The organism is Streptomyces sp. NPDC001231 (assembly GCF_042896885.1).
Lineage (GTDB): Bacteria > Actinomycetota > Actinomycetes > Streptomycetales > Streptomycetaceae > Streptomyces.
In genome coordinates, this window is sequence record NZ_JBIAXS010000014.1 from 60,564 (window position 1) to 85,456 (window position 24,893).

A 24,893-nucleotide genomic window follows, 5' to 3' on the forward strand; every position below is an offset into this window, starting at 1 on the left:
GGGGAGCGCTACGTCAGGGACGTGCGCAGCGCGTGGACCAGGGCCTGGGCCCTGGGGTCCGCCGTCACATTGAGGTGGAAGCCGTTGGTGACGTAGGCGAAGGCGATGGCCGAGTCCGGGTCGGCGAAGGCCAGGGCGCCACCGCGGCCGGGGTGGCCGAAGGAGCCGGGGCCGAGCAGCGGGGACGCCGGGCTGTGCAGCATGTGGCCGAGGCCGAAGCGTGTGGGGGCCACCAGCACGCGGTCGGGCCCGGCGGAGTGCTCCGTGCGGGCCAGCTCCATGGTCTGCAAGGTGAACAGGCGGGTCCCGCCGTCCACCTCGCCGACCAGCGCCGCGTAGAAGCGGGCCAGACCGTCGGCCGTGGCGATGCCGTTGGACGCGGGCAGGACCGCGGCGCGGTAGGCGGGGTCGTTCTCGTCCGGCAGCGGGGTGATCGCCGCGAACGCCCGCCGGGTCAGCGACTCCGGGTCGGCGTACGCCTCGGCCACGGACCGCTTGGGGCGGGTGCGCAGACCCGACGCGGAACGCGGCGGCTCCACCTGGCCCACCCGGCCCACGCGCCCGGCCTCGCCCGCCGGCAGCCCCACCCACAGGTCGGCCCCCACCGGGCCGGCCACCTCGCGCGCGATCCACTCGCCGATCGTCCGGCCCGTGACCCGCCGCACCAGCTCGCCGGTCAGCCAGCTGTACGTCTGCGCGTGGTAGCCGTGGTCCGTGCCCGGCTCCCAGACCGGTTCCTGCGCGGCGACCGCCTCGGCGCCCAGCACCGGATCGGCGGCCTGCTCCGGTGTCAGCGGCCGGTCGAGAACGGGGACGCCCGCACGGTGGGCGAGCAGGTCGCGGACCCGGGTCCGCTCCTTGCCCGCCGCCTTGAACTCGGGCCAGTACGTTCCCACCGGCGCGTCCAGGTCCAGCTCCCCGCGCTGGTGGAGCAGCAGGAGTACGGCGGCGGCGACGCCCTTGGTCGCCGAGCGCACGATCTGCGCGGTGCCCCGCTCCCAGGGCGCCGAGTCCGCCGTACCGTCGACGTCCCGCGTCCCCGCCCACAGGTCCACGACCCTGTGCCCGTCCCGGTACACGGCCACCGCCGCGCCCCGCTCGCCGCGGAGCGCGAAGTTCGCCGCGAACGCCTCCCCGACCGGCTCGAAGCCCTCGGCCACTGTGCCGTGCACGTCCACGTCCGCCACTCCTTCCGCTCTTCGCCTGCGACAGTGGGTGCAACCAGCGGCCCCGGCCTGCGATTCCTGCGGCCGGTCGGCTTGGCACGATCGTTACGTCGACGCTGCCCGCTCGTCTGTCCGTCCCGACGCGTCAGGCGCCCATCGTCACGGACCGCGGGTCGAAGCCGAAGGGCAGCTCCAGGCGGTGGGCGCGCATCAGCGCGTCGTCGGCGAGCAGTTCGCCGGTCGGTCCGTCCGCCACGATCACGCCGTCGCTCAGGACGAGCGAACGCGGGCACAACTCCAGCGCGTACGGCAGGTCGTGGGTGACCATGAGCACCGTCACGTCCAACGAGCGCAGGATGTCGGCCAGTTCACGGCGCGAGGCGGGGTCCAGGTTGGACGAGGGCTCGTCCAGGACCAGGATCTCCGGCTCCATGGCGAGGACGGTCGCCACCGCGACCCGGCGGCGCTGGCCGAAGGAGAGGTGGTGCGGCGGGCGGTCGGCGAAGTCCCGCATGCCGACCCGCTCCAGGGCCGTGGTGACCCGCGCCTCCAGCTCCGGCCCCTTGAGCCCGGCCGCCGCGGGCCCGAAGGCCACGTCCTCCCGCACGGTCGGCATGAACAACTGGTCGTCCGGGTCCTGGAAGACGATGCCGACCTTCTGCCGGATCTCGGCCATGTGCTTCCTGCCGACCGGCAGCCCGGCGACCGTCACGGTCCCGGTGCCCCCGCTCAGGATGCCGTTCAGATGCAGCACGAGGGTGGTCTTCCCGGCGCCGTTGGGGCCGAGCAGGGCGACCCGCTCGCCGCGTCCGATGCCGAAGTCGACACCGAACAGGGCCTGGTGGCCGTCGGGGTAGGCGAAGGCGAGGCCGGAGACCTCCAGAGAAGCTGTCACAGGATCCATCCCAGCAGACAGACGGCGAGCGCGGCACAAGGGAGGGCCAGGGCGTACGACCACTGCGCCCGGGACGCGGTCACCTCGTCGATGACCGGCATCGAACCGGCGTAGCCCCGGCTCACCATGGCCAGGTGCACCCGCTCCCCGCGCTCGTAGGAGCGGATGAACAGCGCGCCCGCGGACTTGGCGAGCACGCCCCAGTGCCGGATCCCGCGCGCCTCGAACCCGCGTGACTCGCGGGCGATCCGCATCCGCCGCATCTCGTCGGTGATGACGTCGCCGTAACGGATCATGAAGGACGCGATCTGCACCAGCAGCGGCGGCAGCTTCAGGCGTTGCAGGCCCAGCAGCAGTTCGCGCAGTTCCGTCGTGCTCGCCAGCAGCACGGACGCGGCGACGCCGAGGGTGCCCTTGGCGAGCACGTTCCAGGCGCCCCACAGCCCGTTCACGCTCAGCGACATCCCGAGGACGTCCACCCGCTCGCCCTGGGCCACGAACGGCATGAGCACCGCGAACGCGACGAACGGGACCTCGATCAGCAGCCGCTTGAGCAGGAAGCCGGCGGGCACGCGGGCCACGGAGGCGACGACGGCGAGCAGGACGGCGTACACGGCGAACGCCCACATCGCCTCCCGCGGGGTCGACACCACGACCACGACGAAGGCGAAGGCCGCGGCCAGTTTGGTGTGCGGCGGCAGCGCGTGCACGGGGGAGTGCCCGTGCCGGTACAGCCGGTGCGCGTGACCCGCCCCCATGTCAGGCGGCCTGGGAGGAGGGGGTTGACGGCTCGGCTGCCGTACGCCGCCTGCGGACCACCCAGAAGACCGTGCTGCCCGCGACGACGGTCGCCCCGACGCCGATCACGCCCGCGAGCCCGCCGGACAGCCGGGCGTCGGCGATGTCCTTCACGCCGTAGTCGGCGAGCGGGGAGTCGGCGGAGGCGTGCGGCTCCTCCTTCTTGTCGATGCCCTGGTCGTGGGCGACCTTCTCCAGACCGTCCGGGTTGGCCGAGGCGTAGAAGCTGACGAACCCGGCGAGGACGAGGGAGGTGACCAGGCCGGTGATCCACAGCTTGCGGTGGGACCGGGCGGCGGCGGGCACGGGCGCCGGCTCGGCCGCGGGGGCGTCGACGAGCTCGCCGTTCACCCGCAGCTTCAGGCGCTGCTCCAGGCCGCGTGCGCCGTACACCAGGTCCGGGCGCACGGCGATGACGGCGCCCACGGTCAGCGCGGTGATCGCGGCCTCGCCGATGCCGATGAGGACGTGCACGCCGATCATGGCGGTGGCGACCTTGCCGATCGCCACGTCGGTGGTGCCGCCGACCGCGTAGATCAGCGTGAAGGCGACGGCGGCGGCCGGCACGGAGGCGAGCGCGGCGGCGAAGGAGGCCACGGTGACCGAGCGGCGGCGCCGCGGGAGCACCTTCACCAGTCCGCGGAAGACGGCGTAGGCCACCACCGTCGTGACGATCGCCATGTCGGTGATGTTGACGCCGAGCGCGGTCAGGCCGCCGTCGGCGAAGAGGATGCCCTGCATGAGCAGGACGACACTGACGCACAGGACCCCGGTGAAGGGGCCCACGAGTATCGCGGCCAGCGCCCCGCCGAGGAGGTGGCCGCTGGTGCCGGCCGCGACGGGGAAGTTCAGCATCTGCACGGCGAAGATGAACGCCGCGACGAGACCGGCCAGCGGCGCGGTCCGTTCGTCGAGTTCCCGGCGCGCACCGCGCAGGCTCACGGCGACGGCGCCGGCGGCGACGACTCCGGTGGCCAGGGAGGTGGGGGCGTTGATGAATCCGTCAGGCACATGCACCGTTCGATGATAGAGGCTTGTTGCGAACCCCTTGCAAGAGCGAGTGCCTCGTGGATGTGTGCCGTTTCCCGAATGTTCGAGAAGCGGAATCCCGGAAATATGCGACATTGGAGGGGAAGCGGATGTTCAGCCCTCGCACAGGTCACACAGCGTTAGGGGTCGTCCGATGTCGGTAGTCGAACAGCATGCGCGAGCCCACATCCTCACGGACGACGTCCCCGAGGACGTCGGGGCCGTCCCGGTCGTCCTGCGCTACGACCCCCTTCAGGACCCGCGTGCCGTGCGGGTGGACCTGCCCGGCTCGCACCAGTGGACCTTCCCCCGGTCACTGCTCGAACAGGGGCTGCGCGCCCCGGCCGGCAGTGGTGACGTGCGGGTGTGGCCCTGCGGCCGGGTGCAGACCGTGATCGAGTTCCACTCCGCGCGCGGTGTCTCGGTGGTGCAGCTCGAGACGAAGACACTGCTCAGGTTCCTGCGGCGGACCTACCTGGCGGCGGCGTCACCGGCGGTGGTCGCCCACGGGTGACGCCCGCGGGTGACACCGGCCGCCGGAGACGCGGGTCGGCCGGTGACGACGGCCGCCGGTGGTGTGCGTGGCCGTCGTCAGCTCCTGCGCCCGGCCGCCGTCAGCTCCCCGCCTTCAGCAGCGACGCCACTATCGGACCGGCCGTGTCGCCGCCGTGGCCGCCCGCCTGGACGACACCCGCGGCCGCGAGGTCGCCGCGGTAGGCGGTGAACCAGCCGTTGGCCTTCTTCTGGTTGTCGACCTCGGCGGAGCCCGTCTTCGCGCCGTAGTCCGGGCCGAGTCCGGCCATGGCCTCGGCGGCCGTGCCGTACGCGGCGGTGTACTGCATCACCTCGCGCAGCTGGGACAGGGTGGAGGAGGACATCGTCCGGGAGGCCGTGGCCAGCTTGCGGTTGTCGACGGACGGGGAGACCAGGTACGGCTGGTGGAAGACGCCCGCCTTGACCGTCGAGGCCACCGACGCCATGTTCAGCGGGTTCATACGGACCCCACCCTGCCCGATGAGCGAGGCGCCCATCGGGGCCGCCGACTGCACCGGGACCGCGCCGTCGAAGGACGGCACTCCGATCGCCCAGTTGTCCAGAGCCAGGCCGAAGACCTGCTGGGCCTGCTGGGTCAGGTCGGAGTTCTTGAGCTTCGGCGCCTGGCTGATGAAGGCCGTGTTGCAGGAGCGGGCGAAGCTCGCCTTGAAGGTGCCGCCCTTGATCTCGAACTTCTTGTCGTTCTGGAACTTCCAGCCGCCGTAGGTGAAGAACTTCGGGCAGGGGTGAGGCTTGTTCACCGAGGCCAGCTTCTTCTCGAAGAGCAGCGACGAGGTGATGACCTTCATCGTGGAGCCGGGGGCGAGGGAACCCTGGAAGGCGGTGTTGAAGCCGTGGTTGGAGTTCGCCACCGCGAGGATCTCGCCGGTCGACGGACGCATCAGGACCACCGAGGCCCGCTCGGTCCTGGACACCTCCTTCTCGGCCGCAGCCTGGAGGGACGGGCTCAGCGTCGTCTTCACCGTGCCCGGCGTGCCCTTGCTCAGCTCGACGAGCGTCTTGTCGGACAGCTCCGCCTTCTTCGACGCCTTGCCGCGGATCACGCGCAGCTCCACGCCCGCGCTGCCGCCGGCCGTCGCGCCGTACTTCTCGCGCAGCCCGTCCAGGACCGGACCCAGCGACGGGTACTCGGCGGTCGTCATCTCGTCGCCGTCCCGGTCCAGGGCCTTGACCGGCGGGGTGCCGGACTCGCCCGTGACGAGGGTGTCGCCGTCCTTCAGCTCGGGGTGGACGACGGAGGAGTGCCAGTCCACGACCGGCTTGCCGTCCGCGGCGCCCCGGACGACGGTCAGCGCGCTGTCGTAGGCCAGGGGCTTGGTCAGGCCCTTGTACGACACCGTGGCCTTCACGGAGAACGGCACCTTGCCGCCCGCGGCGGTGCCCGCGGTCAGGGTGACGTCCTTCAGATGCGCGTCCTTGGCGTAGCCGGTCAGCAGGGCGGTGGCCGCCGCGGTGTCGCTGGTCGCGGCGGCCGCCTCGGCGGGCTTGCCCTGCTGCCAGGCCGCCAGGAACCCCTCGGCCGCGGTCCGCACCTCGGTCGCCGACAGCGGGCCGGTGTTCTTCTTCAGCTCGCCGTGGCCCGCCGACTGCGTCCGGTCGTCGGCCTCCCCGCCGCCCCCGTACAGCGCGTAGACGCCGATGCCCGCCCCGACGACGACCACGGCGATCACCCCGCCGACCACGGCCGGAGTAGTCTTCCGTCGCTCGGCGACGCGCCTTCTCTTGCCCACTGCCTTCCGTCCTCCGCCAGTCCCCCGGGGCCCCCGCTGCCCCATCGCCCCCACGATCCTCAATGAGCCCCACCCTAGGGCCTCTCTCACGGATGCGTCCGGGGGGTGGGGGCCCGGTCCAGCGTGGAGCGGGCGTCAGCCCGCCGTGCGCAGGACGGCTGCCACGATCGGGCCCGCCGCGTCGCCGCCGTGGCCGCCCTCCTGGGTCATGGCGGCGGCCGCCATGTCGTTGTGGTAGCCGGTGAACCAGCTGTTGGACCTGTCCTGGCCGTCGACCTCGGCGGAGCCGGTCTTCGCGCCGATGCTGCCGCCGAGCCCGGACATCGCGGGGGCCGCGGTGCCGCTGGTGGCGGTGCGGTTCATCATCTGCCGCAACTGGGCGACCGTGTCGGCCGACAGGCCCCGGGCCTGGGCCAGCGGGCGGCCGTCGAGCTTCGCGGACACGATGACGGGCTGGCGGAAGGTGCCGGTCATCGCGGTAGCCGTCACCGACGCCATGTTCAGCGGGCTCATCTGCACCTGGCCCTGCCCGATCAGGTTGGCGGCGGTGTCCGGGCCGCCGGAGGCGGGGACGGAGCCGTCGAAGGACGGTATGCCGACCTTCCAGTTGTCCCGGCCGAGCCCGAAGCGCTCCTCGGCCTCCCTGGTCAGGGAGTCCACCTGGACCTCGTCCGCGTACTTCACGAACGCCGTGTTGCAGGACCGGGCGAAGCTGTCCGAGAGGGTGGCGTGCTCGTCGGGCTGCATGTTCTTGAGGTTGTGGAACGTCTGGCTCTGCCACACCGCCTCGTTCGGGCAGGGCGCGGGGCCGGCGGCCCTCGTGATCCCGTTGTCGATCAGGGTGGCCGCGCTGATGATCTTCATGGTGGAGCCGGGCGCGAGCCGGCCGAGGAAGGCCGCGTTGAAGCCGTCGGCCCGGTGGTTGGCGACCGCGAGCACCTCGCCGGTGGACGGCTTCACGGCGACCACGGACGACTCGGCGTACCGCTGCACGGCCTGCTCGGCCGCCGCCTGCGCACTCGCGCTGAGGGTGGTCCGCAGCTTGCCCGGCCGGCCCTTGGCGAGGGTGATCAGCGGGGTCTCGGCGGCGCCGGAGACCTCGTGCCGGATGCTCAGCTCGACCGACGGCTCGCCGCCCGCCTTGTCGCCGTACTTGGCCCGCAGCTCGTCCAGGATCGGCCCGAGCGAGGGGTACTTGTCCTTGGTCAGCACGGCGCCGTCACGGTCGACGGCCTCGATCGGCGCGGACGCCGACTCCCCGGTGACGAGCGTGTCGCCCTTGACCAGGTCGGGGTGTACGACCGAGGGCTGCCAGTCGACCAGCGGCTGGTGGGTGGACACGCCCCGCACGACGGTCAGCCGGCTGTCGTAGGCCAGCGGCCTGGACTTCCCGTCGTACGACACGGTGGCCTTGACCGAGAAGGGCACGGTGGTCCCGGAGGCGGTCCCGGGCGTGATCTTCACATCGGTGATGTGCGCGTCGCGTCCGTAGGCCGTGAGCAACTCCTCGGCCGCCTCGGGGAAGTCCGTGTACGACGCGGCCTCCGCCGCCTCGTTCTTCTCCCAGGCCGCGAGGAACTTCGCCGAGGTCTCCTTCACCTCGTCCCGGCTCGGTGGCCCGGTCCTGGCGGGCGCCGGCCCGCTGGCTGCGACCGTGTTTCCGTTCAGCGCGGACACGAAGTTGTACGTCCCGTATCCCGCCCCGCCGATCATCGCGGCGAACACCCCGCCGACGACGGCGGCCTTGACCCCCTTGCGCATGGAAGCGCTCCCTCCCCGTTGCGGCCCCACCGCACTGTAAGTGGCCGCCGGGGCAACTGTGAGGGCTGTTTTCGGATGGTGTCCGAACAGTGATCAGCCGGCTGACTCAGACCCAGGTGGCCGGCCACATCCGTGAACGCCAGGAATCGACGGGGATCGACGCCCCCGTGTACGGCGGCCGCCGTTCGCCTGCCTCCCGCGCTGGGATGATGCTCGTTTCCGTCAGTCAGTACTTCGCTCCGAAGGGCACCTGCGGTGTCGGCGCCACGGCTCGCCTCCGTGAGACCGGGCGCGCCACGCGGTCGCCTGCCCGACGCAGCAGTGCAGTTGGGAGGAAGAGCGCGTCGGCCGTGATCATCGCCAACGCGAAGAAAGGCAGGCCGAGCAGGATCCCGATGCCCGCGTGCATGGACATCATGATCCCAACCATTACGGTTCTCACGCGGCTGTTGAAAAGGGTGAAGGCGAAGGCGACTTCGACGATCACCGTGCCGTAGGTCAACAGCAGGACGATCAGACTGCTATTGGCGATGGCGTGGGACACAGCGGGCCACGGGGTGACGTCGTCGAGGTGCAGCACGTAGTAGAGCGCCGTTCCGTCCTGCCAGAAGGAGCCTTGGACCTTGTACCAGCCGGAAACCGCATAAATCAGGCACACCTGGGCCGCGATCACGAACATCGCACCCGCGTGCACCACGTTGCCGACCATTTCCATGACGGTGCGGGGCTCTCCGGGGCCGTAGCGTCGCACCAGCCACCATGCCGGCTGCGCGAAGGCGAAGCCCCAGAGCAGCAGCGCCCAGCCGGTATCCGGCTTGCCCAGCCCGGTGACCAGGGTGAGCGCGACGGTGAAGAAAGCCCACATCACGATCCCGACCACGTCCCGGCCGCCGTCGCGACCGTGCGCGGCACGCCGCGCGTCCAACGACCAGACCCGGCCGCAGCGGGTGAATACCAGATAGATCGCCATGACGTGGATGACGTCTGCGCCGCCGTCCCCCTCGAAGGGGTTACGGTTCTGGAGTGCCAGCACACCCATCATGAAGAGCAGCGAGGCGGTGCGGGTCCGCCACCCGAGGAGCAGCATCACCGACGCGGCGATGGCCGCCACGTAGACGATCTCGAACCACAATCGGCTGTCATGCCACATGAGTACGGTGAACGCCTGGTTTGTCGTATTCCATTCACGGGCCATGGTCCAGCTCCAAGGGCTGTCCGCCCCGTAGAGCTCGTTACGGTGCACCCACTCGCGCAGCAGCAGGGCGAGCCAGGTAAGTGAGAAGCCGATTCGAATGACGGCCGACTGGTACGGCGCGATGACATCGCTGGTGATACGCGCGAGACCTCGCCTGACAGCGGCGTCGATGCCGCGCGACAGCCGGGCGGATGAGGACGGTTCGTGTGCGCGACCGGACGTGGCCCGCGAGTGTGTGGTCACTTGAAGTCCTCCGCCTTGACGGTCCACCACGGTTGAACCACATAGCTGGTCTTCGTGTCGATGTGCTGAAGACTCCACGGGGGCTGCCCCACCGGCGTGTTGGCCGAGCGCAGCTGGATGAATTGCACGGTGCCGCCATTGACCTGTGGTCCCAGACGATGGGCGACGATGCGCAGCAGGTACTGCTGCATCAACTTCCCGTACAGACCAACTGGTCGTCCCTCGTTGTCGAGCGAGTCGACGTAGTTGGACCAGGCGTGATGAAGCTCGTTCTGGTGCGCCTGGCTGGGGAGAGGATTGTGCACGATCCTCTCGTCATCCATCGCGGTCAGGTCCACCCAGCCGGTATCAGTGAGGCTTCCGCTGGGCGTCTGCACTTTCGCGCGAGCCTGTACGTGGGTATTCACCGATTGCGGATTGGGGGCGTAAAGCTGCCACTGCTGCGCGAACTCGGGGACGACATATCTGTCGATGTCCGCGGCGTGTTGCTGGGAGAAGGAGTTCAAGGGGGCGCTGTTGAGGAAGAGCATTGCCAAGTGCACGGCGGCAGCGGCCACGACACCCACCACCGCGAGCGCGATGATGCTCACCGATACAGATGAGAGACCGCGCTTTCGGCTTGCCCTGTCGACATGATCCATTGCGCGCCGCCTGCACGTGCTGGACGTTGCCTTGCGCGCCGCCCTGCGCGTTGCCCTGGACGGGGGCGCGTCACCTAGAACTCCGATCGCCGCGTCATCGCGGCGACAGACTGGAGGCTGGAAGTGCCTCGTCCCTTTATGTTCCCTCGCGTTCGCCAGAGTGTCGACCGGGGACGGGCAGGCCGCCGCTACCGGTGTCCCCGCGAATTTCGAGAGATGGCCTACCCGGCCGACATGAGCGCCGTAGTGGGGTGACACGCCGACCACGGCCGCTCAGATCAGGCTGCCGCCACTCGAATTCACCTCGTGGCCCCTGTGACGCTCGGCACCACGTGGTGTGTCTGCCGAGCTAGACCCAGGTGTCCAACCACATCCGCGACCGCCAGGAGTCGATCGGGATCGACGTGCCGGTGTACAGGGGCCAGAAGTAGACGAAGTTCCAGGCGATCAGCAGGAACAGGACGCCCGCGCCGGTGGCGCCCGCGACGCGGCGGGTCTCCGAGGAGCCGGGCGGGCCCACGAGCGCGCCGATCAGCATCGCCACCGCCAGGCACAGGAAGGGGAGGAAGATGATGGCGTAGAAGAAGAAGATCGTGCGCTCCTGGTACAGGAACCAGGGCAGGTAGCCGGCGGCGGCGCCGCAGGCGATGGCGCCCGCGCGCCAGTCGCGGCGGAAGAACCAGCGCCACAGGACGTACACCAGCGCGGCGCAGGCCGCCCACCACAGCATCGGCGTGCCGATGGCGAGGACCTCGCGGGCGCACTTGCCGGCGGCGTCCGTGGGACAGCCCGCCGTGCCGGGGGAGGGCGACTCGTAGAAGTACGACACCGGGCGGCCGTCGACGATCCAGCTCCACGGGTTGGACTGGTAGTTGTGCGGCGAGGACAGGCCGACGTGGAACTTGTAGACCTCGTGCTCGTAGTGCCACAGGCTGCGCAGCCAGTCCGGCAGGAAGGTGAAGTAGCCGCCCTTGCCGTCGGTCGTGGCCCAGTCGCGGAAGTAGCCGCCGCTGCCGTCGGCGGGGGAGCGGATCCAGCCGATCCAGGAGATCAGGTAGACGGCGATCGCGACCGGGACCGTGGCCAGGAACGTGATGCCGGTGTCCCGCTTCAGCACGGCCGTGTACGGGTGCCAGGCGCCGGCCACCTTGCGGGCGCCCACGTCCCACAGCACGGCCATCACGCAGAACGCGGCCAGGATGTACAGGCCGTTCCACTTGGTGCCGAACGCCAGGCCCAGCATGAGGCCCGCCGCCCAGCGCCATGGGCGCAGGCCGAGGCGGGCCGTCTCGGCCGTGTGCGCGTCGGGCCGCACCCGACCGTCGGCGTCGGCCGGGAGCGCGGCGGCGAGTTTCTCCCGGGCCCGGTCGCGGTCGATCAGCAGGCAGCCGAAGGCGGCCAGCACGAAGAACATCAGCACGCCGTCCAGCAGCGCGGTCCGGCTCATCACGAAGTGCAGGCCGTCCACCGCCATCAGCGCGCCCGCCAGGCAGCCGAGGAAGGTGGAGCGGAACAGCCGCCGGCCGATCCGGCACAGCATCAGCACCGACAGCGTGCCGAGCAGGGCCGTCATGAAGCGCCAGCCGAACGGGTTGAACCCGAAGAGCAGCTCGCCGAGGCCGATCACGTACTTGCCGACCGGCGGGTGCACGACATAGGCCGCGTCCGAGGGGATCGGGATGTGCCCGCCGGTCTTGAGGATCAGGTCGTTGGCGTTCTTGTCCCAGTTGACCTCGAAGCCGCGGTGGACGAGCGCCCACGCGTCCTTGGCGTAGTACGTCTCGTCGAATATCACCGCCTTGGGGCTGCCCAGGTTCCAGAACCGCAGCACGCCCGCAACCAGCGTGACCAGCAACGGGCCGCCCCAGCCCGACCAGCGGACGATCCGGTCGGCGAGGGTCCGCGGGATGCCGAGGGCCGCCCACAGGCGCTCCCCGGGCCGCGCATACGGCGGCACCAGACGGTCGACGACGCCACTGCCGCCGCTCGCGGGCCCCGCGGAGTGGCCGAAGCGGCGCAGGCGCTGCTGCCACGTCGGCCGCTGGTCGTGCGGGGCCGGGCCCTGCCGGGTGTCCGTGTGGGACGCGGTACTGGTCACCGCGCCATCGTAGGGAACCGTTCCGTGTGAGTCCCGCGCATGGCTGGTACCGGCCGGGACGCGTCCGCCCGCGGCGGCACTTGAGAGGATGGGGTGCGTGACTGGAACCCTTGTTTTGGCGGGCACTCCCATCGGCGACGTCCAGGACGCGCCGCCCCGGCTCGCGGAGGAACTGGCCGGCGCGGACGTGGTCGCCGCCGAGGACACCCGGCGGCTGCGCCGGCTCACCCAGGCGCTCGGCGTCACCCCCAGGGGGCGCGTCGTGTCGTACTTCGAGGGCAACGAGTCCGCCCGCACCCCGGAACTGGTCGAGGAACTGCTCGGCGGGGCGCGTGTGCTGCTGGTGACGGACGCGGGCATGCCGTCCGTCTCCGACCCGGGCTACCGGCTGGTCGCGGCCGCCGTGGAGCGGGACGTCCGGGTGACGGCCGTACCGGGCCCGTCCGCCGTGCTCACCGCGCTCGCGCTGTCCGGGCTGCCCGTCGACCGGTTCTGTTTCGAGGGATTCCTGCCGCGCAAGGCGGGCGAGCGGCTGACCCGGCTGCGGGAGGTCGCGGACGAGCGGCGCACGCTGGTCTACTTCGAGGCCCCGCACCGGCTCGACGACACGCTCGCGGCGATGGCCGAGGTGTTCGGCGCCGAGCGGCGGGCCGCCGTGTGCCGGGAGCTGACCAAGACCTACGAGGAGGTGCGGCGCGGCGGGCTCGGGGAACTGGCCGCGTGGGCCGCCGAGGGCGTGCGCGGCGAGATCACCGTCGTGGTCGAGGGGGCGCCCGAGAAGGGGCCCGAGGAGCTCGGCCCCGAGGAACTGGTGCGGCGGGTGCGGGTGCGCGAGGAGGCCGGGGAACGCCGCAAGGAGGCCATCGCGGCGGTCGCGGCCGAGGCCGGGGTGCCCAAGCGGGAGGTGTTCGACGCGGTGGTCGCCGCCAAGCGCGCGGGGGCGTGAGACCTCGCTCACACCCGCTCTGAGCAGGGCGCATCTCTCATGAGCGGCCGCCCCATGGGGTGGCAAAGAGCCGTCCGGGAAGGCAAAGGGACTTCGGCCGCCGGAGGGACGCTTTGGCAAGCGGGGCCCAAAACGCCTCCAACACTCCCCAGACCTTGTGCGTCGCCGACGACGGAGGAGTTCACTGAACGACGGGACGGTAAGCGTCCCCTTTGTCCAGCGGACACGAGGAGCTGGCGTGAGCGACATCACAGGGCGGCGGTACGGCCACCGCGGTACGGCCACGGCCGTCGTCAACGAGTCCTACTCCTTCGCCTGCATGAGGTGCGGGCACGGATGGGAGCAGTCGTACGAGATAGAGCACTACACGGACGGCGACGGCAACGAGTGTGTGCGGTACGTGGCGGACAGCCGCGTCGTGCCGTCCCCGCTGAGCCGGCCGCGCTGCCAGAACTGCGACGGGCACGTCGTCCGGATCATGATGGCCGGCCGGGTGTCGTCCGCGCAGAGCCATCTGTACCGGCACGAGGAACGCGGGCACCATCCGGCGCCACCCGTGGCGAGCCGGGTCGAGACGTCCCCGCCGGGGGAGGAGGCGGCGGACCGCGCGCGGGACACCCGCACCGGCCACGGCGACCACCACTGGCATCTGTCGGACCTGCTGCACCCCTTCCACCGCAAGGCGGGCTGAGCGCCGCCGGACGACGAGCGGTGGACGATGAGGACCCGCCCCTTCCGTAGGATCGGGGCATGCCTTCGAACGCCGACAAGAACGCGGCGCCCCCGCTTCCGGAGCCGCTCCGGATACCGGTCGCCGACTCCCACACCCACCTCGACATGCAGTCCGGCACGGTCGAGGAAGGCCTGGCCAAGGCCGCGTCGGTGGGCGTGACGACGGTCGTCCAGGTCGGCTGCGACCTCGACGGCTCGCGGTGGGCCGCCGAGACGGCCGCGGCGTACGACAGCGTCCACGCGACGGTCGCCCTGCACCCGAACGAGGCTCCGCGCATCGTCCACGGCGACCCCGACGGCTGGTCGCGGCAGGGCGCGCGCGAGCCGGGCGGGGACACCGGGCTCGACGAGGCTCTGGCAGAGATCGACCGGTTGGCGGCGCTGCCCCAGGTCAAGGGCGTCGGGGAGACCGGGCTCGACTACTTCCGCACCGGCCCCGAGGGCAAGGCGGCGCAGGAGCGGTCCTTCCGCGCCCATATCGAGATCGCCAAGCGGCACGGCAAGGCCCTCGTCATCCACGACCGGGACGCGCACGCCGACGTCCTGCGCGTCCTCAAGGAGGAGGGCGCCCCCGAGCGGACGGTGTTCCACTGCTACTCGGGCGACGCGGAGATGGCCGAGGTGTGCGCCGGCGCCGGGTACTACATGTCCTTCGCCGGCAACGTCACCTTCAAGAACGCCCAGAACCTGCGGGACGCCCTCGCCGTCGCCCCGCTGGAGCTGGTCCTGGTGGAGACCGACGCGCCCTTCCTGACTCCGGCGCCGTACCGCGGACGGCCCAACGCCCCGTACCTCGTTCCGGTCACGGTGCGCGCGATGGCCGCTGTGCGCGGCATCGACGAGGACGCCCTGGCGACGGCACTGGCGGTCAACACGGCCCGCGCTTTCGGCTACTGAGCGCATCCGGAGCGCTTTGGAGAGTGACGGGCGCTCCGCTAGGTTCTGGCCGCGTGAGCAATCTGCGGTACGAGGCGTACGAGACGTACGGCGCATACGAGACCTGCGAGACGTATGAGTCCTACGGGCCGTACAAGCCGTACGAGCGGTACGGCGGCGCGTACGAGCAGTACAACAACCCGTGCCAGCAGGACAACGCGTACCGGCAGTACGGCAGCCCGTACCAGCAGTACGGCAGCCCGTACCCGCAGTACAGCTCGCACGAGCAGTACGAGCAGTACGAGCACACCGTCCTCCACCACGACGTGCACACCGCGCAGACGCTGCCGTACGGGCCCCACGGCTCGCCGTACGCGGACATGTACGGGCCCGCCTACGAGGCCCTCCGCCGGTCCGCCGCCCACGAGCCCACCCAGCCGGTACTGCCCCGCCAGACCCGCCAGGCCGAAAGCGGTAGGGCGGGCGGCGCGGGGAGTGGCACGCACCGGGGTGCGCGACGGCGCAGGGCGCGGTACACGCAGCGGCCGGAGGCGTGCGTGCGCCGGCTGCTGCCCCGCGCGCTGGTCGTCGCGTTCCTGGCGGGCGGGACCACCGCGTTCGTCGCGGAGGACAAGGCGATCGAGCTCAGCGTCGACGGCAGCGAGCGCAGCCTGCACACCTTCGCCGACGACGTCTCCGGACTGCTGGCCGACGAGGGTGTGCGGCTCGGGCCGCACGACGTGGTGCTGCCCGCCCCCGAGGCCGCGCTCACCAGCGGCGACGAGATCACCGTCCGCCACGGGCGGCCGGTCCGGCTGACGCTCGACGGACACCGCCGCGAGGTGTGGACGACGGCGCGCACGGTCGAGGAGGCGCTCAGGGAGCTGGGCGTGCGCGCGGAGGGGGCGTATCTGTCGGCCGCGCGCTCGAAGCCCATCGGACGTGCCGGACTCGCGCTCGACGTGCGCACCGAGCGTTCGGTGACCGTCATGGCGGACGGCCGCGCCCGCACCGTCCGTACCAACGCGGCGACCGTGCGGGACGTGGTGGAGCAGGCCGGGATCACCCTGCGGGGCCAGGACACCATCTCCGTGGCGCCGGGCAGCTTCCCCCACGACGGGCAGACGGTCACCGTGCTGCGGATCACCGGGAGCCGGGAGGCGCGCGAGGAGCTCATCCCGTTCGCCGTGCGGCGCACAGCCGACCCGACCCTGCTCAAGGGGACGGAGGTCGTCGAGCGGGCCGGACAGCCGGGAGTGCGCAGGGTCGAGTCCTCCGTGCGCACGGTCAACGGCGTGCGGCAGCGGCCGTGGCGCGTGGATTCGGAGGTGGTGCGCGCGCCGCGGACGCAGATCGTGAAGGTCGGCACCAAGGCCCACCCGCGGTCGGTACGGGGCGCCGACCACCTGGACTGGCGGGGGCTGGCGCAGTGCGAGTCCGGCGGCCGGGCGGACGCCGTGGACCCCTCGGGCACGTACGGCGGCCTGTACCAGTTCGACGAAGGCACCTGGCACCGCCTCGGCGGCCGGGGCCGCCCCCAGGACGCGCCGGCGGAGGAGCAGACCTACCGCGCGAAGAAGCTGTACGTGAGCCGGGGGGCGAGCCCCTGGCCCCACTGCGGCGACCGGCTGCGGGGGTAGGCGGGCGCGGGCGGGGGCGGGCCGTCCCCCGCGCGCCGGCCTCCGCTTCGGGCGGCGGCGGGCCGGACCCGGCTCCGGGCGGCCGTGGCAATCACGCCACGCGCGCCCCCGTACCCTTGTGCCGTGAGCAGCCCCGCCCCCGACGCCCTCCTGGGCCCCGCCGACATCCGCGAACTGGCGGCAGCACTCGGCGTACGCCCCACCAAACAACGCGGCCAGAACTTCGTGATCGACGCGAACACCGTCCGCCGCATCGTCCGCACCGCCGACGTCCACCCCGAGGACGTGGTCGTCGAGGTCGGCCCGGGGCTCGGCTCCCTCACCCTCGCCCTGCTGGAGGCCGCCGACCGGGTCACCGCCGTCGAGATCGACGACGTACTCGCCGCCGCGCTGCCCGCGACCGTCGCCGCCCGCATGCCGGAGCGCGCCGGGCGTTTCGCGCTGGTCCACTCCGACGCGATGCACGTCACCGAGCTGCCGGGCCCCGCGCCCACCGCCCTGGTCGCGAACCTCCCCTACAACGTGGCCGTGCCCGTCCTGCTGCACATGCTCGACACCTTCCCGAGCATCGAGCGCACCCTCGTGATGGTGCAGGCGGAGGTCGCCGACCGGCTCGCCGCGGCGCCCGGCTCGAAGGTGTACGGCGTGCCGTCCGTGAAGGCGAACTGGTACGCCGAGGTCAAGCGGGCCGGGGCCATCGGCCGCAATGTCTTCTGGCCCGCGCCGAACGTCGACAGCGGACTGGTGTCCCTGGTCCGGCGCACGGAACCGGTCGCGACCACCGCCACCAAGCGCGAGGTCTTCGCCGTCGTCGACGCGGCCTTCGCGCAGCGCCGCAAGACCCTGCGGGCCGCGCTCGCCGGGTGGGCCGGGTCGGCCGCGGCGGCGGAGGCGGCCCTGGTCGCCGCCGGGGTCTCCCCGCAGGCGCGGGGCGAATCGCTGACGGTGGAGGAGTTCGCACGGATCGCCGAGCACAAGGAGACCGGTAAGTGAGCGTCACCGTGCGCGTCCCGGCCAAGGTCAACGTCCAGCTCGCGGTCGGCGCCGCCCGTCCCGACGGCTTCCACGACCTGGCGAACGTCTTCCTCGCGGTCGGTCTCTACGACGAGGTCACGGTCACCGAGGCCGACGAGCTGCGCGTGACCTGCGCGGGCCACGACGCCGGTCAGGTACCCCTGAACCGTACGAACCTCGCCGCCCGCGCCGCGCTCGTCCTCGCCGAACGCCACGGCCGCAGCCCCGACGTGCACATCCACATCGCCAAGGACATCCCGGTCGCCGGGGGCATGGCGGGCGGCAGCGCGGACGGCGCGGGTGCGCTGTTGGCGTGTGACGCACTGTGGGGCACCAATGCCTCCCGCGACGAACTCCTCGACATCTGCGCCGAGTTGGGCAGCGACGTGCCGTTCAGCCTGGTCGGTGGGGCGGCGCTGGGCACCGGGCGCGGGGAGAAGCTGCGCCCGCTGGAGGTCGGCGGGACTTTCCACTGGGTGTTCGCGATGGCCGACGGGGGGCTGTCCACACCGGCGGTGTTCCGCGAGTTCGACCGGCTGAACGAGGGCGTCCGGATCCCGGAGCCGACCGCCTCCGAGGACCTGCTGGCCGCGTTGGAGAAGGGGGACACCGCCGCCCTCGCCGCCGCGCTCTCCAACGACCTCCAGCCCGCCGCGCTCTCCCTGCGCCCGTCGCTGGCGGACACCCTCGCGGCCGGCCGCGAGGCGGGGGCCCTGGCGGGCCTGGTGTCGGGGTCGGGGCCGACGACGGCGTTCCTGGCAGCCGATGCGGAGGCGGCGACTGCGGTGGCTCAGGCCCTGCTCGCGTCGGGGACCTGCCGAGCCGCCCGGGCCGCCGAGTCGCCGACGGCCGGGGCGACAGTGGTCTAAGACACCGAAGTCTCAGATTCGCTCGAAACCCGTCAGATCGATGTTGATGTCGTAGGGCTCGGTCAACTTGATCTGGTCCCGGTGCATCCCCATGTGCACGTACGCCTTGGTGAGGGGGTCGAGTTCGTAGACGTGGATAACCGGTCCGCCCCCGTGGCCGCCGCGTTCGACGCGCCAGAAGTTCGGGATTCCGGCGGACGCATACTTCTGAGGCTTGGTTGTGCGGTCGCGGGATTCAGAGTCCGGAGAGACGACTTCGACAGCGAGAACCACGTCCTCGGCCTGGTACCGGGTTTTGTCCGGTCCCACCGCTGCGGCGCGGAGCACGCTGATGTCGGGTTCGGGCGCATTGCGCTTGTCCAGCACCACGGTCATCTCGCGCCGCACCCGCAAATCCTCCGGTGCGGTGTTTCGTAGCCCGTTCACCAGCAGATCCATGACGATGGTGTGGAATTCCCGCTGGGGACTCGCGAAGACCAAGCTCCCGTCGATCAACTCGGTGTGTGGCGGGAGACCGGGCAGTGTGAACAGGTCGTCCACGGTGTAGCCGTCCTGAGGCGGCAGCGGCCAGTGGCTGTGCTGCTTCACGGAATCGGCAGTCATAGTTCCTCCCATGGACGGGACCTGCTGTCTGCTTCTCCACCGTAGCGGCCGTATTCCGATCATGTCATCACAAAGAGTGACGGCAGCGCGACGTTCCAGCACTTTCCTCCAAGGCCCTACGCTAGAAGGCTGACCGACCCCCGCGCACAGGAGTGAAATGGCCGTCAACCTGGTCAATGTCGAGAACGTCAGCAAGGTGTACGGCACGCGCGCCCTGCTCGACGGTGTCTCGCTCGGTGTGTCCGAAGGGGACCGGATCGGGGTCGTCGGGCGCAACGGTGACGGCAAGACCACGCTGATCCGGATGCTGGCCAGGCTGGAGGGAGCCGACACCGGACGGGTCACGCACTCCGGCGGACTGCGGCTCGGGGTGCTCACGCAGCACGACTCCCTCGACCCGGAGGCCACCGTCCGCCACGAGGTCATCGGGGACATGGCCGACCACGAGTGGGCGGGCAACGCCAAGGTCAGGGACGTCCTGACCGGACTGTTCGGCGGGCTCGACCTGCCGGGCTTCCCCAAGGGCCTCGACACCGTCATCGGGCCGCTGTCCGGCGGCGAGCGGCGGCGGATCGCGCTGGCCAAGCTGCTCATCGAGGAGCAGGACCTGCTCGTCCTGGACGAGCCCACCAACCACCTCGACGTCGAGGGCATCTCCTGGCTGGCCCGGCACCTGCGCGAGCGCCGCTCCGCGCTGGTGTGCGTCACCCACGACCGGTGGTTCCTCGACCAGGTCTGCACCCGCATGTGGGACGTGCAGCGCGGGGCGGTGTACGAGTACGAGGGCGGCTACTCCGACTACGTCTTCGCCCGCGCCGAACGCGAGCGCATCGCCGCCTCCGAGGAGGCCAAGCGGCAGAACCTGATCCGCAAGGAACTGGCCTGGCTGCGGCGCGGCGCCCCCGCCCGCACCTCCAAGCCGCGCTTCCGCGTGGAGGCCGCCAACGAGCTGATCAAGGACGTGCCGCCGCCGCGGGACAGCAGCGAGCTGATGAAGTTCGCCTCCTCCCGGCTGGGCAGGACCGTCCTCGACCTCGAGGACGTCACGGTGCAGGCCGGCCCCAAGGTGCTGCTCAAGCACGTCACCTGGCACCTCGGACCGGGCGACCGGATCGGTCTCGTCGGCGTCAACGGCGCCGGGAAGACCTCCTTGCTGCGGGCCATGGCGGACGCCGCCCGCACCGAGGGCGAGGCGCAGCCCGTCGGCGGGCGGATCGCCGTCGGGAAGACCGTCAAGCTCGCCTACCTCTCCCAGGAGGTCGCCGAACTCGACCCGGACTGGCGGGTCCTCGAGGCCGTGCAGCAGGTGCGCGAGCGCGTCGACCTCGGCAAGGGGCGGGAGATGACCGCCGGGCAGCTGTGCGAGACGTTCGGCTTCGGCAAGGAGAAGCAGTGGACGCCGGTGGGCGACCTGTCCGGCGGTGAGCGGCGGCGGCTGCAACTGCTGCGCCTGCTCATGGACGAGCCCAACGTGCTCTTCCTCGACGAGCCCACCAACGACCTCGACATCGAGACCCTCACCCAGCTCGAGGACGTCCTCGACGGCTGGCCCGGCTCGATGATCGTCATCTCCCACGACCGCTTCTTCGTCGAGCGCACCACCGACACGGTGTACGCGCTCCTCGGCGACGGCGCGCTGCGGATGCTGCCGCGCGGCATCGACGAGTACCTGGAACGGCGGCAGCGGATGGAGCAGCAGGCCGCGGCCGCCGCCCCGGTCCCGTCGGCCGCCGCCGAGCAGGCCGCGCCCGAGCGGAGCGCCGCCGAGCTGCGCGCCGCGAAGAAGGAACTGCAGAAGATCGAGCGGCAGTTGGACCGGATCTCCGAGAAGGAGTCCACGCTGCACACGCGGATCGCCGAGCACGCCACCGACTTCGCGAAGGTCGCCGAACTCGACACCGAGCTGCGCGCGTTGGCGGGGGAGCGGGAGGAACTGGAGATGCGCTGGCTCGAACTCGCCGAGGACGCCTAGCGCTGCGGGCGGCTCGGTCGGGTGCGGGCGCACGCGCCGTGTGAACGCGGAGTGGCGGTTTTCTGGAGGGAAGTTCCCCGGGCCCGCCACGCATAACGGGCGCGTCACGGGCCGGTCCTCCCTTGGGAACAGGGGCCGACGCGGGCCGGTGGCGGGCAGGTTGCGAGTGATAGGAATGAGCCGTCCGGGGACTTTCCCGGGCGGCTCTGGGTTCTTCGAGCACCTCAGGGCGTGGCTAAAAAGCAGTGATTGAGGGGGAAGCGCGCTGATGTCTCAGCCGCCCAGCCAGCCGCCCCAGGGCGGCTTCGGAGCACCGCAGGACCAGCCGCCGCAGCCCGGCGGCTTCGGGCCGCCGCAGACCCCACCGGCGCAGGGCGGTTTCGGAGCTCCCCAGGACCCGTCGGCGCAGGGCGGTTTCGGTGCCCCCCAGGACCCGCGCCAGGCCACGCCCCCGCCCCCGGCCCAGCCGCCGCAGACCCCGCCGCCCCCGCCCGCCGGACCGCCGCAGCCCCAGCCCGGCTACGGCCACCCGCAGCAGCCCGGGCCCTACGCCCAGCCCGGCCCCTACGGCGCGCCCGCCGCACCCGGCCCGTACGGGCAGCCGGGGCCGTACGGGCAGCAGCCCGGCTACGGCTACCCGCAGCAGCCGCACTTCGGGGGCGCGCCCGGCACCCCGCCCCCCGGCGGCTCCGGCAGCCCGTTCAAGGGCAGGACCGCGGCCATCATCGGCGCCGCGGTGGCCGCCGTGCTCGTCGCCGGTGTCACCGTCTGGGCCGTCAACGGCGACGACGGCGGCAAGAAGCCGGTCGCCGACGCGAGCGGCGACGCGAAGCCCTCGAAGTCCGCCGCCTCCGACGCCCCGGTCAACCCCGGTGACGGCAGCGGCGACGGCAAGGGGGAGGCGGAGGACCTCAACGCGGGCCGCAAGTCCGGCGAGGCCAGGGTGCTCTGGTACAAGGAGGCGCCCGCCGCGCCCGGTGGCGGCGCCGAGGCCCCCGGTATGTGGATCACCGGCAAGACGGCGGTGAAGGCGGCGTACAAGCAGGTCTTCGCCTACGACGTCGGTGACGGCAGGCCCACCTGGGAACCGATCACGTTCCCGGAGAAGATCTGCGCGGTGACACCGCAGAAGACGGCCGACGACAAGGTGGTCGTGGCCTACATGAGCGGCAGCAGCGACCGCGCCAAGTGCAACCAGCTCCAGCAGATCGACCTGAACACCGGCGCGAAGGGCTGGACCGTCAAGGTCGAGGACGGCGAGCTGTTCGACAGCACGCTCACCATCGAGATGACCGTGGCCGGCAAGACGCTGATGGTGGGCCGCTCGCAGTCGGGCACGGCGTACGACGTCGGCAGCGGCAAGAAGCTCTTCGACAAGCGGCGCTACGGCCAGGCCTGCTTCCCCGGCGCCTTCGCGGGCGGTGCCCGGCTGATCTCCGTGGCGTCCTGCGGGGCCGGCGGTTCGAACGAGCACGACGAGGTGCAGGAGCTCGACCCCGCGACCGGCGCGGTCAGGTGGACCAAGAAGATCCCCAAGGACTGGTCGGTCGAGCGTGTCTACTCCGTCGACCCGGTGGTCGTGTACTCGGTGGACAAGGACAAGAAGCACTGGAACATCTCGACGCTGAGCGGCGGCGCCATCCGTTCCCAGGTGGACACCAAGTCGAACTTCAACGCCCAGTGCGGCTGGGCCATCCTCGCCCGCAACCTCCAGGGCTGCCAGGCCGTCGCCTCCGACGCCGACACCCTCTACCTGCCCACCGACGTCACCACCGGCGCCAACGAGATCGTCGCCCTCAACCTCGCCACCGGCAAGGAGAAGTGGCGCGTGAAGTCCCCGACGGACACCTCGATGATGCCGCTCAAGGTGGAGAACGGGCAGCTCATCGTGTACGTCGAGCCGTCGTACGACGCGGGCGGCCAGATCGTGTCCGTGGCGACGGCGGGCTCGGCCCACACTCCGGTCAAGCTGCTCCAGAACCCGGAGGGCACCGCGTCGATCGAGAACGGCTTCTACTCGCGGGCCGTCGACTGGGTCGACGGACGCTTCTACCTCTCCACCACCCGGCTGCGCGGAAAGGCCGACACGAAGGAGAAGCTGATGCTCGCCTACGGCAAGTGAGCCCGGCCGGCCGCGCCACGCGCGGTCGGCGCCGCACGCCGTTCTGGCCACCCGGCTTCCCCGTCGTCCCGTCCCCTCCGCTTCCCCCGAGGTGCACCCGCAATGACCCAGCCGCCCCCGCCGCCCAACCAGCCGCCGCAGCCCGGCGGCTTCGGCCCGCCGCAGGGCCAGCAGCCGCAGCAGCCCGCACAGCCTCCGCAGACGCCGCCCGCCGGCGGTTCGGACTTCGCCAAGTCCCCCCAGCCGGCGCCGGGTTACGGCTACCCGCAGGCGCCACAGGGTGCCCCGCAGACGTCGCCGCCCCCGGCCGGACCGCCGCAGCCCCAGTCCGGCTACGGCTACCCGGGCCTGCAGCCGAACCCCTACGCCCAGTCCCCCACCGCGCAGCCGAACCCGTACGGCGCCCAGCAGCCCGGGTACGGCTATCCCGGCTCGCCGCCGACCGTGCCGACGCAGCCGCAGGCCGGAGCGCCGGGGGGCGGCCGGAAGATCAATGCCCAGGTGGTGATGATCGTCTCGACGGTCGTCGTGATCGCGCTGATCATCGGCACCGGCATCTGGTACTCGAACAGGTCCGACGGCGGCAAGCAGGACACCGCCAGTTCCAGCGGCGGCACCGGTGGCGGGGAAGACGACGGGAAGTCCGCCTCCGGAGGCACGGAGAAGGCGCCGTCCGACCCGGCCGCCAAGGTCCTCTACCAGGTGCCGATGCCCGAGGTGAGTGACCTGGTCACCACCACCGGCTCCTGGCTCACGGACAAGGCGTACGTCAAGAGCGGCGTCGCAGAGGTCGTCGGCTACGACCGGGACAAGGGCACCAAGCTGTGGACGATCGAGCTGCCCGGCCCGGTGTGCGAGGCCAGCAAGCACGCCACTTCGGACGGCAGGACGGCGATCGTCTACGAGCCGGCCATGCCGACCAAGGACAAGCCCACGCACGGCTGCAGCCAGGTCGCGGCGATCGACCTCGACGCCGGCAAGAAGCTGTGGACGCAGACCGTCAAGTCCGGTGACCAGCTCGTCAGGCTCGACAACGTCACCGTCAGCGGCGGCACGGTCGCCGTGGGCGGCACCAGCGGCGGCGCCGCCTTCGACATCGCGGACGGCAAGGCCCTGTGGGTCCCGAAGGCGGCCGACACCTGCTACGACGCCGGGTACGGCGGCGGCGCGAAGCTGGTCGCGGTGCGCAAGTGCGGCCAGTACGGGCAGCGTCAGCTGCACATCCAGACGATCGACCCGAAGTCCGGCAAGGTGATCTCGGAGTACAAGATGTCGCAGGGCATCGAGTACGCCGCGATCGTCTCGACCGATCCGCTCGTCGTGGCCGCCGACGTCGGCCAGAGCGCGGGCGACGGCAGCGGCATCTCGGACTTCTTCTCCATCGACAACGGGACCGGCAAGCTGCGCGCCCACATCTCGGCGCCCGGCGACACCTACGCGGCCCGCTGCGACGGCATCAGCAGGGTCGAGGACTGCCGGGGCCTCGCGGTCGGCAACGACCGGCTGTACGTGCCCACCGAGGACCACGACGGCAGCGAAGAGTTCCGCAAGACCAACGAGGTCGTCGCGTTCGACCTCGGCACCGGCAAGCAGACCGGCCAGCGCGCCGACGCGGGCGACGGCTACCACATCTACCCGCTGCGCATGGACGGCGCCGACGTCATCGCGTACAAGAGACCGCCCTACGACAAGGGCGGCCAGATCGTCAGCATCGACGGCGGCAGCTTCAAGCAGACCAAGCTGCTGGAGAACCCGGCCTCGCGGGACGTGCGCGACGCGGAGACCTCCATGTCCCCGGACCGCGCGGAGTTCCTCTACTCCCAGGGCCACCTCTACATGTCGTCGATCTACGCCCGCAAGGCGTCGTCCTCGTCCCTCGGCAAGGACTACCTGGCGCTGGCCTTCGGAGCGGGCGGCTGATCCACCGCACGGCCGGAACGAGACGGCCCCGTCCCCGACCGGGGGCGGGGCCGTGCGCGTACCACTCGACGCCCTCGCATGACCCTCG

The 24,893-nt window shown here is 71.5% G+C and carries 20 protein-coding genes; 10 read left to right on the forward strand and 10 right to left on the reverse strand.

Going from position 1 to position 24,893, the window contains the following annotated elements; genetic code table 11:
* Positions 1-8: 8 nt before the first annotated feature.
* The 4 genes from ACFY3J_RS18675 to ACFY3J_RS18690 form a co-directional block, all read right to left on the reverse strand.
* Positions 9-1,178, reverse strand: a complete 1,170-nt coding sequence (locus tag ACFY3J_RS18675; protein ID WP_390841284.1) for a serine hydrolase domain-containing protein — start codon at positions 1,176-1,178, stop codon at positions 9-11.
* A gap of 133 nt (positions 1,179-1,311) precedes the next feature.
* Positions 1,312-2,070, reverse strand: a complete 759-nt coding sequence (locus ACFY3J_RS18680) for an energy-coupling factor ABC transporter ATP-binding protein (RefSeq protein ID WP_384178964.1) — start codon at positions 2,068-2,070, stop codon at positions 1,312-1,314.
* Positions 2,058-2,819, reverse strand: coding sequence for a cobalt ECF transporter T component CbiQ (gene cbiQ / locus ACFY3J_RS18685; protein WP_384178966.1), 762 nt, complete (start codon positions 2,817-2,819; stop codon positions 2,058-2,060). Before cbiQ ends, ACFY3J_RS18680 begins: the two co-directional genes overlap by 13 nt.
* 1 nt (position 2,820) lies before the next feature.
* The gene (locus tag ACFY3J_RS18690) at positions 2,821-3,876 is read right to left on the reverse strand and encodes an energy-coupling factor ABC transporter permease (RefSeq protein WP_390841285.1); all 1,056 of its coding nucleotides are present in this window, start codon (positions 3,874-3,876) and stop codon (positions 2,821-2,823) included.
* 166 nt (positions 3,877-4,042) lie between these two features.
* Between ACFY3J_RS18690 and ACFY3J_RS18695 the strand changes: the two genes are divergently transcribed.
* Positions 4,043-4,402: an SsgA family sporulation/cell division regulator gene (locus ACFY3J_RS18695; RefSeq protein WP_384178970.1), complete on the forward strand. Its 360-nt coding sequence runs from the start codon at positions 4,043-4,045 to the stop codon at positions 4,400-4,402.
* Positions 4,403-4,502: 100 nt separating this feature from the next.
* On the opposite strand, the gene ACFY3J_RS18700 is transcribed toward ACFY3J_RS18695, so the two are convergent.
* From ACFY3J_RS18700 to ACFY3J_RS18720, 5 genes are all read right to left on the reverse strand, one after another.
* The gene (locus ACFY3J_RS18700; RefSeq protein WP_384178971.1) at positions 4,503-6,173 is read right to left on the reverse strand and encodes a penicillin-binding transpeptidase domain-containing protein; all 1,671 of its coding nucleotides are present in this window, start codon (positions 6,171-6,173) and stop codon (positions 4,503-4,505) included.
* 135 nt (positions 6,174-6,308) lie between these two features.
* Entirely contained in the window at positions 6,309-7,934 is a 1,626-nt protein-coding gene (locus ACFY3J_RS18705; RefSeq protein ID WP_390841286.1) for a penicillin-binding transpeptidase domain-containing protein, read from the reverse strand.
* A 226-nt stretch (positions 7,935-8,160) separates the two neighbouring features.
* The gene (locus ACFY3J_RS18710) at positions 8,161-9,372 is read right to left on the reverse strand and encodes an HTTM domain-containing protein (RefSeq protein ID WP_390841287.1); all 1,212 of its coding nucleotides are present in this window, start codon (positions 9,370-9,372) and stop codon (positions 8,161-8,163) included.
* Positions 9,369-9,962, reverse strand: coding sequence for a DUF5819 family protein (locus tag ACFY3J_RS18715; protein WP_384178977.1), 594 nt, complete (start codon positions 9,960-9,962; stop codon positions 9,369-9,371). Before ACFY3J_RS18715 ends, ACFY3J_RS18710 begins: the two co-directional genes overlap by 4 nt.
* Before the next feature lie 400 nt (positions 9,963-10,362).
* Entirely contained in the window at positions 10,363-12,111 is a 1,749-nt protein-coding gene (locus ACFY3J_RS18720) for a dolichyl-phosphate-mannose--protein mannosyltransferase (protein WP_390841288.1), read from the reverse strand.
* 97 nt (positions 12,112-12,208) lie between these two features.
* On the opposite strand from ACFY3J_RS18720, the gene rsmI reads away from it, so the two are divergent.
* From rsmI to ACFY3J_RS18750, 6 genes are all read left to right on the forward strand, one after another.
* Positions 12,209-13,057 (forward strand): 16S rRNA (cytidine(1402)-2'-O)-methyltransferase, encoded by an 849-nt coding sequence (gene rsmI, locus ACFY3J_RS18725; RefSeq protein WP_384178981.1) that lies wholly within the window; start codon positions 12,209-12,211, stop codon positions 13,055-13,057.
* A gap of 238 nt (positions 13,058-13,295) precedes the next feature.
* Positions 13,296-13,748: a hypothetical protein gene (locus ACFY3J_RS18730; RefSeq protein ID WP_390841289.1), complete on the forward strand. Its 453-nt coding sequence runs from the start codon at positions 13,296-13,298 to the stop codon at positions 13,746-13,748.
* Between the two features lie 59 nt (positions 13,749-13,807).
* Positions 13,808-14,686: a TatD family hydrolase gene (locus tag ACFY3J_RS18735; RefSeq protein WP_390841290.1), complete on the forward strand. Its 879-nt coding sequence runs from the start codon at positions 13,808-13,810 to the stop codon at positions 14,684-14,686.
* Between the two features lie 53 nt (positions 14,687-14,739).
* The gene (locus ACFY3J_RS18740; RefSeq protein WP_384178987.1) at positions 14,740-16,305 is read left to right on the forward strand and encodes a ubiquitin-like domain-containing protein; all 1,566 of its coding nucleotides are present in this window, start codon (positions 14,740-14,742) and stop codon (positions 16,303-16,305) included.
* 123 nt (positions 16,306-16,428) lie between these two features.
* Positions 16,429-17,298 carry a 16S rRNA (adenine(1518)-N(6)/adenine(1519)-N(6))-dimethyltransferase RsmA gene (gene rsmA / locus ACFY3J_RS18745; protein ID WP_141360365.1) on the forward strand — a complete coding sequence of 290 codons (870 nt, stop codon included), beginning with the start codon at positions 16,429-16,431 and terminating at the stop codon, positions 17,296-17,298.
* Positions 17,295-18,188 (forward strand): 4-(cytidine 5'-diphospho)-2-C-methyl-D-erythritol kinase, encoded by an 894-nt coding sequence (locus ACFY3J_RS18750; RefSeq protein ID WP_384178989.1) that lies wholly within the window; start codon positions 17,295-17,297, stop codon positions 18,186-18,188. Before rsmA ends, ACFY3J_RS18750 begins: the two co-directional genes overlap by 4 nt.
* A gap of 12 nt (positions 18,189-18,200) precedes the next feature.
* On the opposite strand, the gene ACFY3J_RS18755 is transcribed toward ACFY3J_RS18750, so the two are convergent.
* A complete protein-coding gene (locus tag ACFY3J_RS18755) occupies positions 18,201-18,791 on the reverse strand; it encodes a Uma2 family endonuclease (RefSeq protein WP_384178991.1) in 591 nt (196 codons plus the stop codon).
* Between the two features lie 157 nt (positions 18,792-18,948).
* Here ACFY3J_RS18755 and ACFY3J_RS18760 point away from each other — a divergent pair, with 157 nt between their 5' ends.
* From ACFY3J_RS18760 to ACFY3J_RS18770, 3 genes are all read left to right on the forward strand, one after another.
* Entirely contained in the window at positions 18,949-20,763 is a 1,815-nt protein-coding gene (locus ACFY3J_RS18760) for an ABC-F family ATP-binding cassette domain-containing protein (protein WP_390841291.1), read from the forward strand.
* A gap of 268 nt (positions 20,764-21,031) precedes the next feature.
* Positions 21,032-22,885, forward strand: a complete 1,854-nt coding sequence (locus ACFY3J_RS18765; RefSeq protein ID WP_390841292.1) for a PQQ-binding-like beta-propeller repeat protein — start codon at positions 21,032-21,034, stop codon at positions 22,883-22,885.
* 102 nt (positions 22,886-22,987) lie between these two features.
* Entirely contained in the window at positions 22,988-24,805 is a 1,818-nt protein-coding gene (locus ACFY3J_RS18770; RefSeq protein ID WP_390841293.1) for a PQQ-binding-like beta-propeller repeat protein, read from the forward strand.
* The last annotated feature ends 88 nt before the right edge of the window (positions 24,806-24,893 follow it).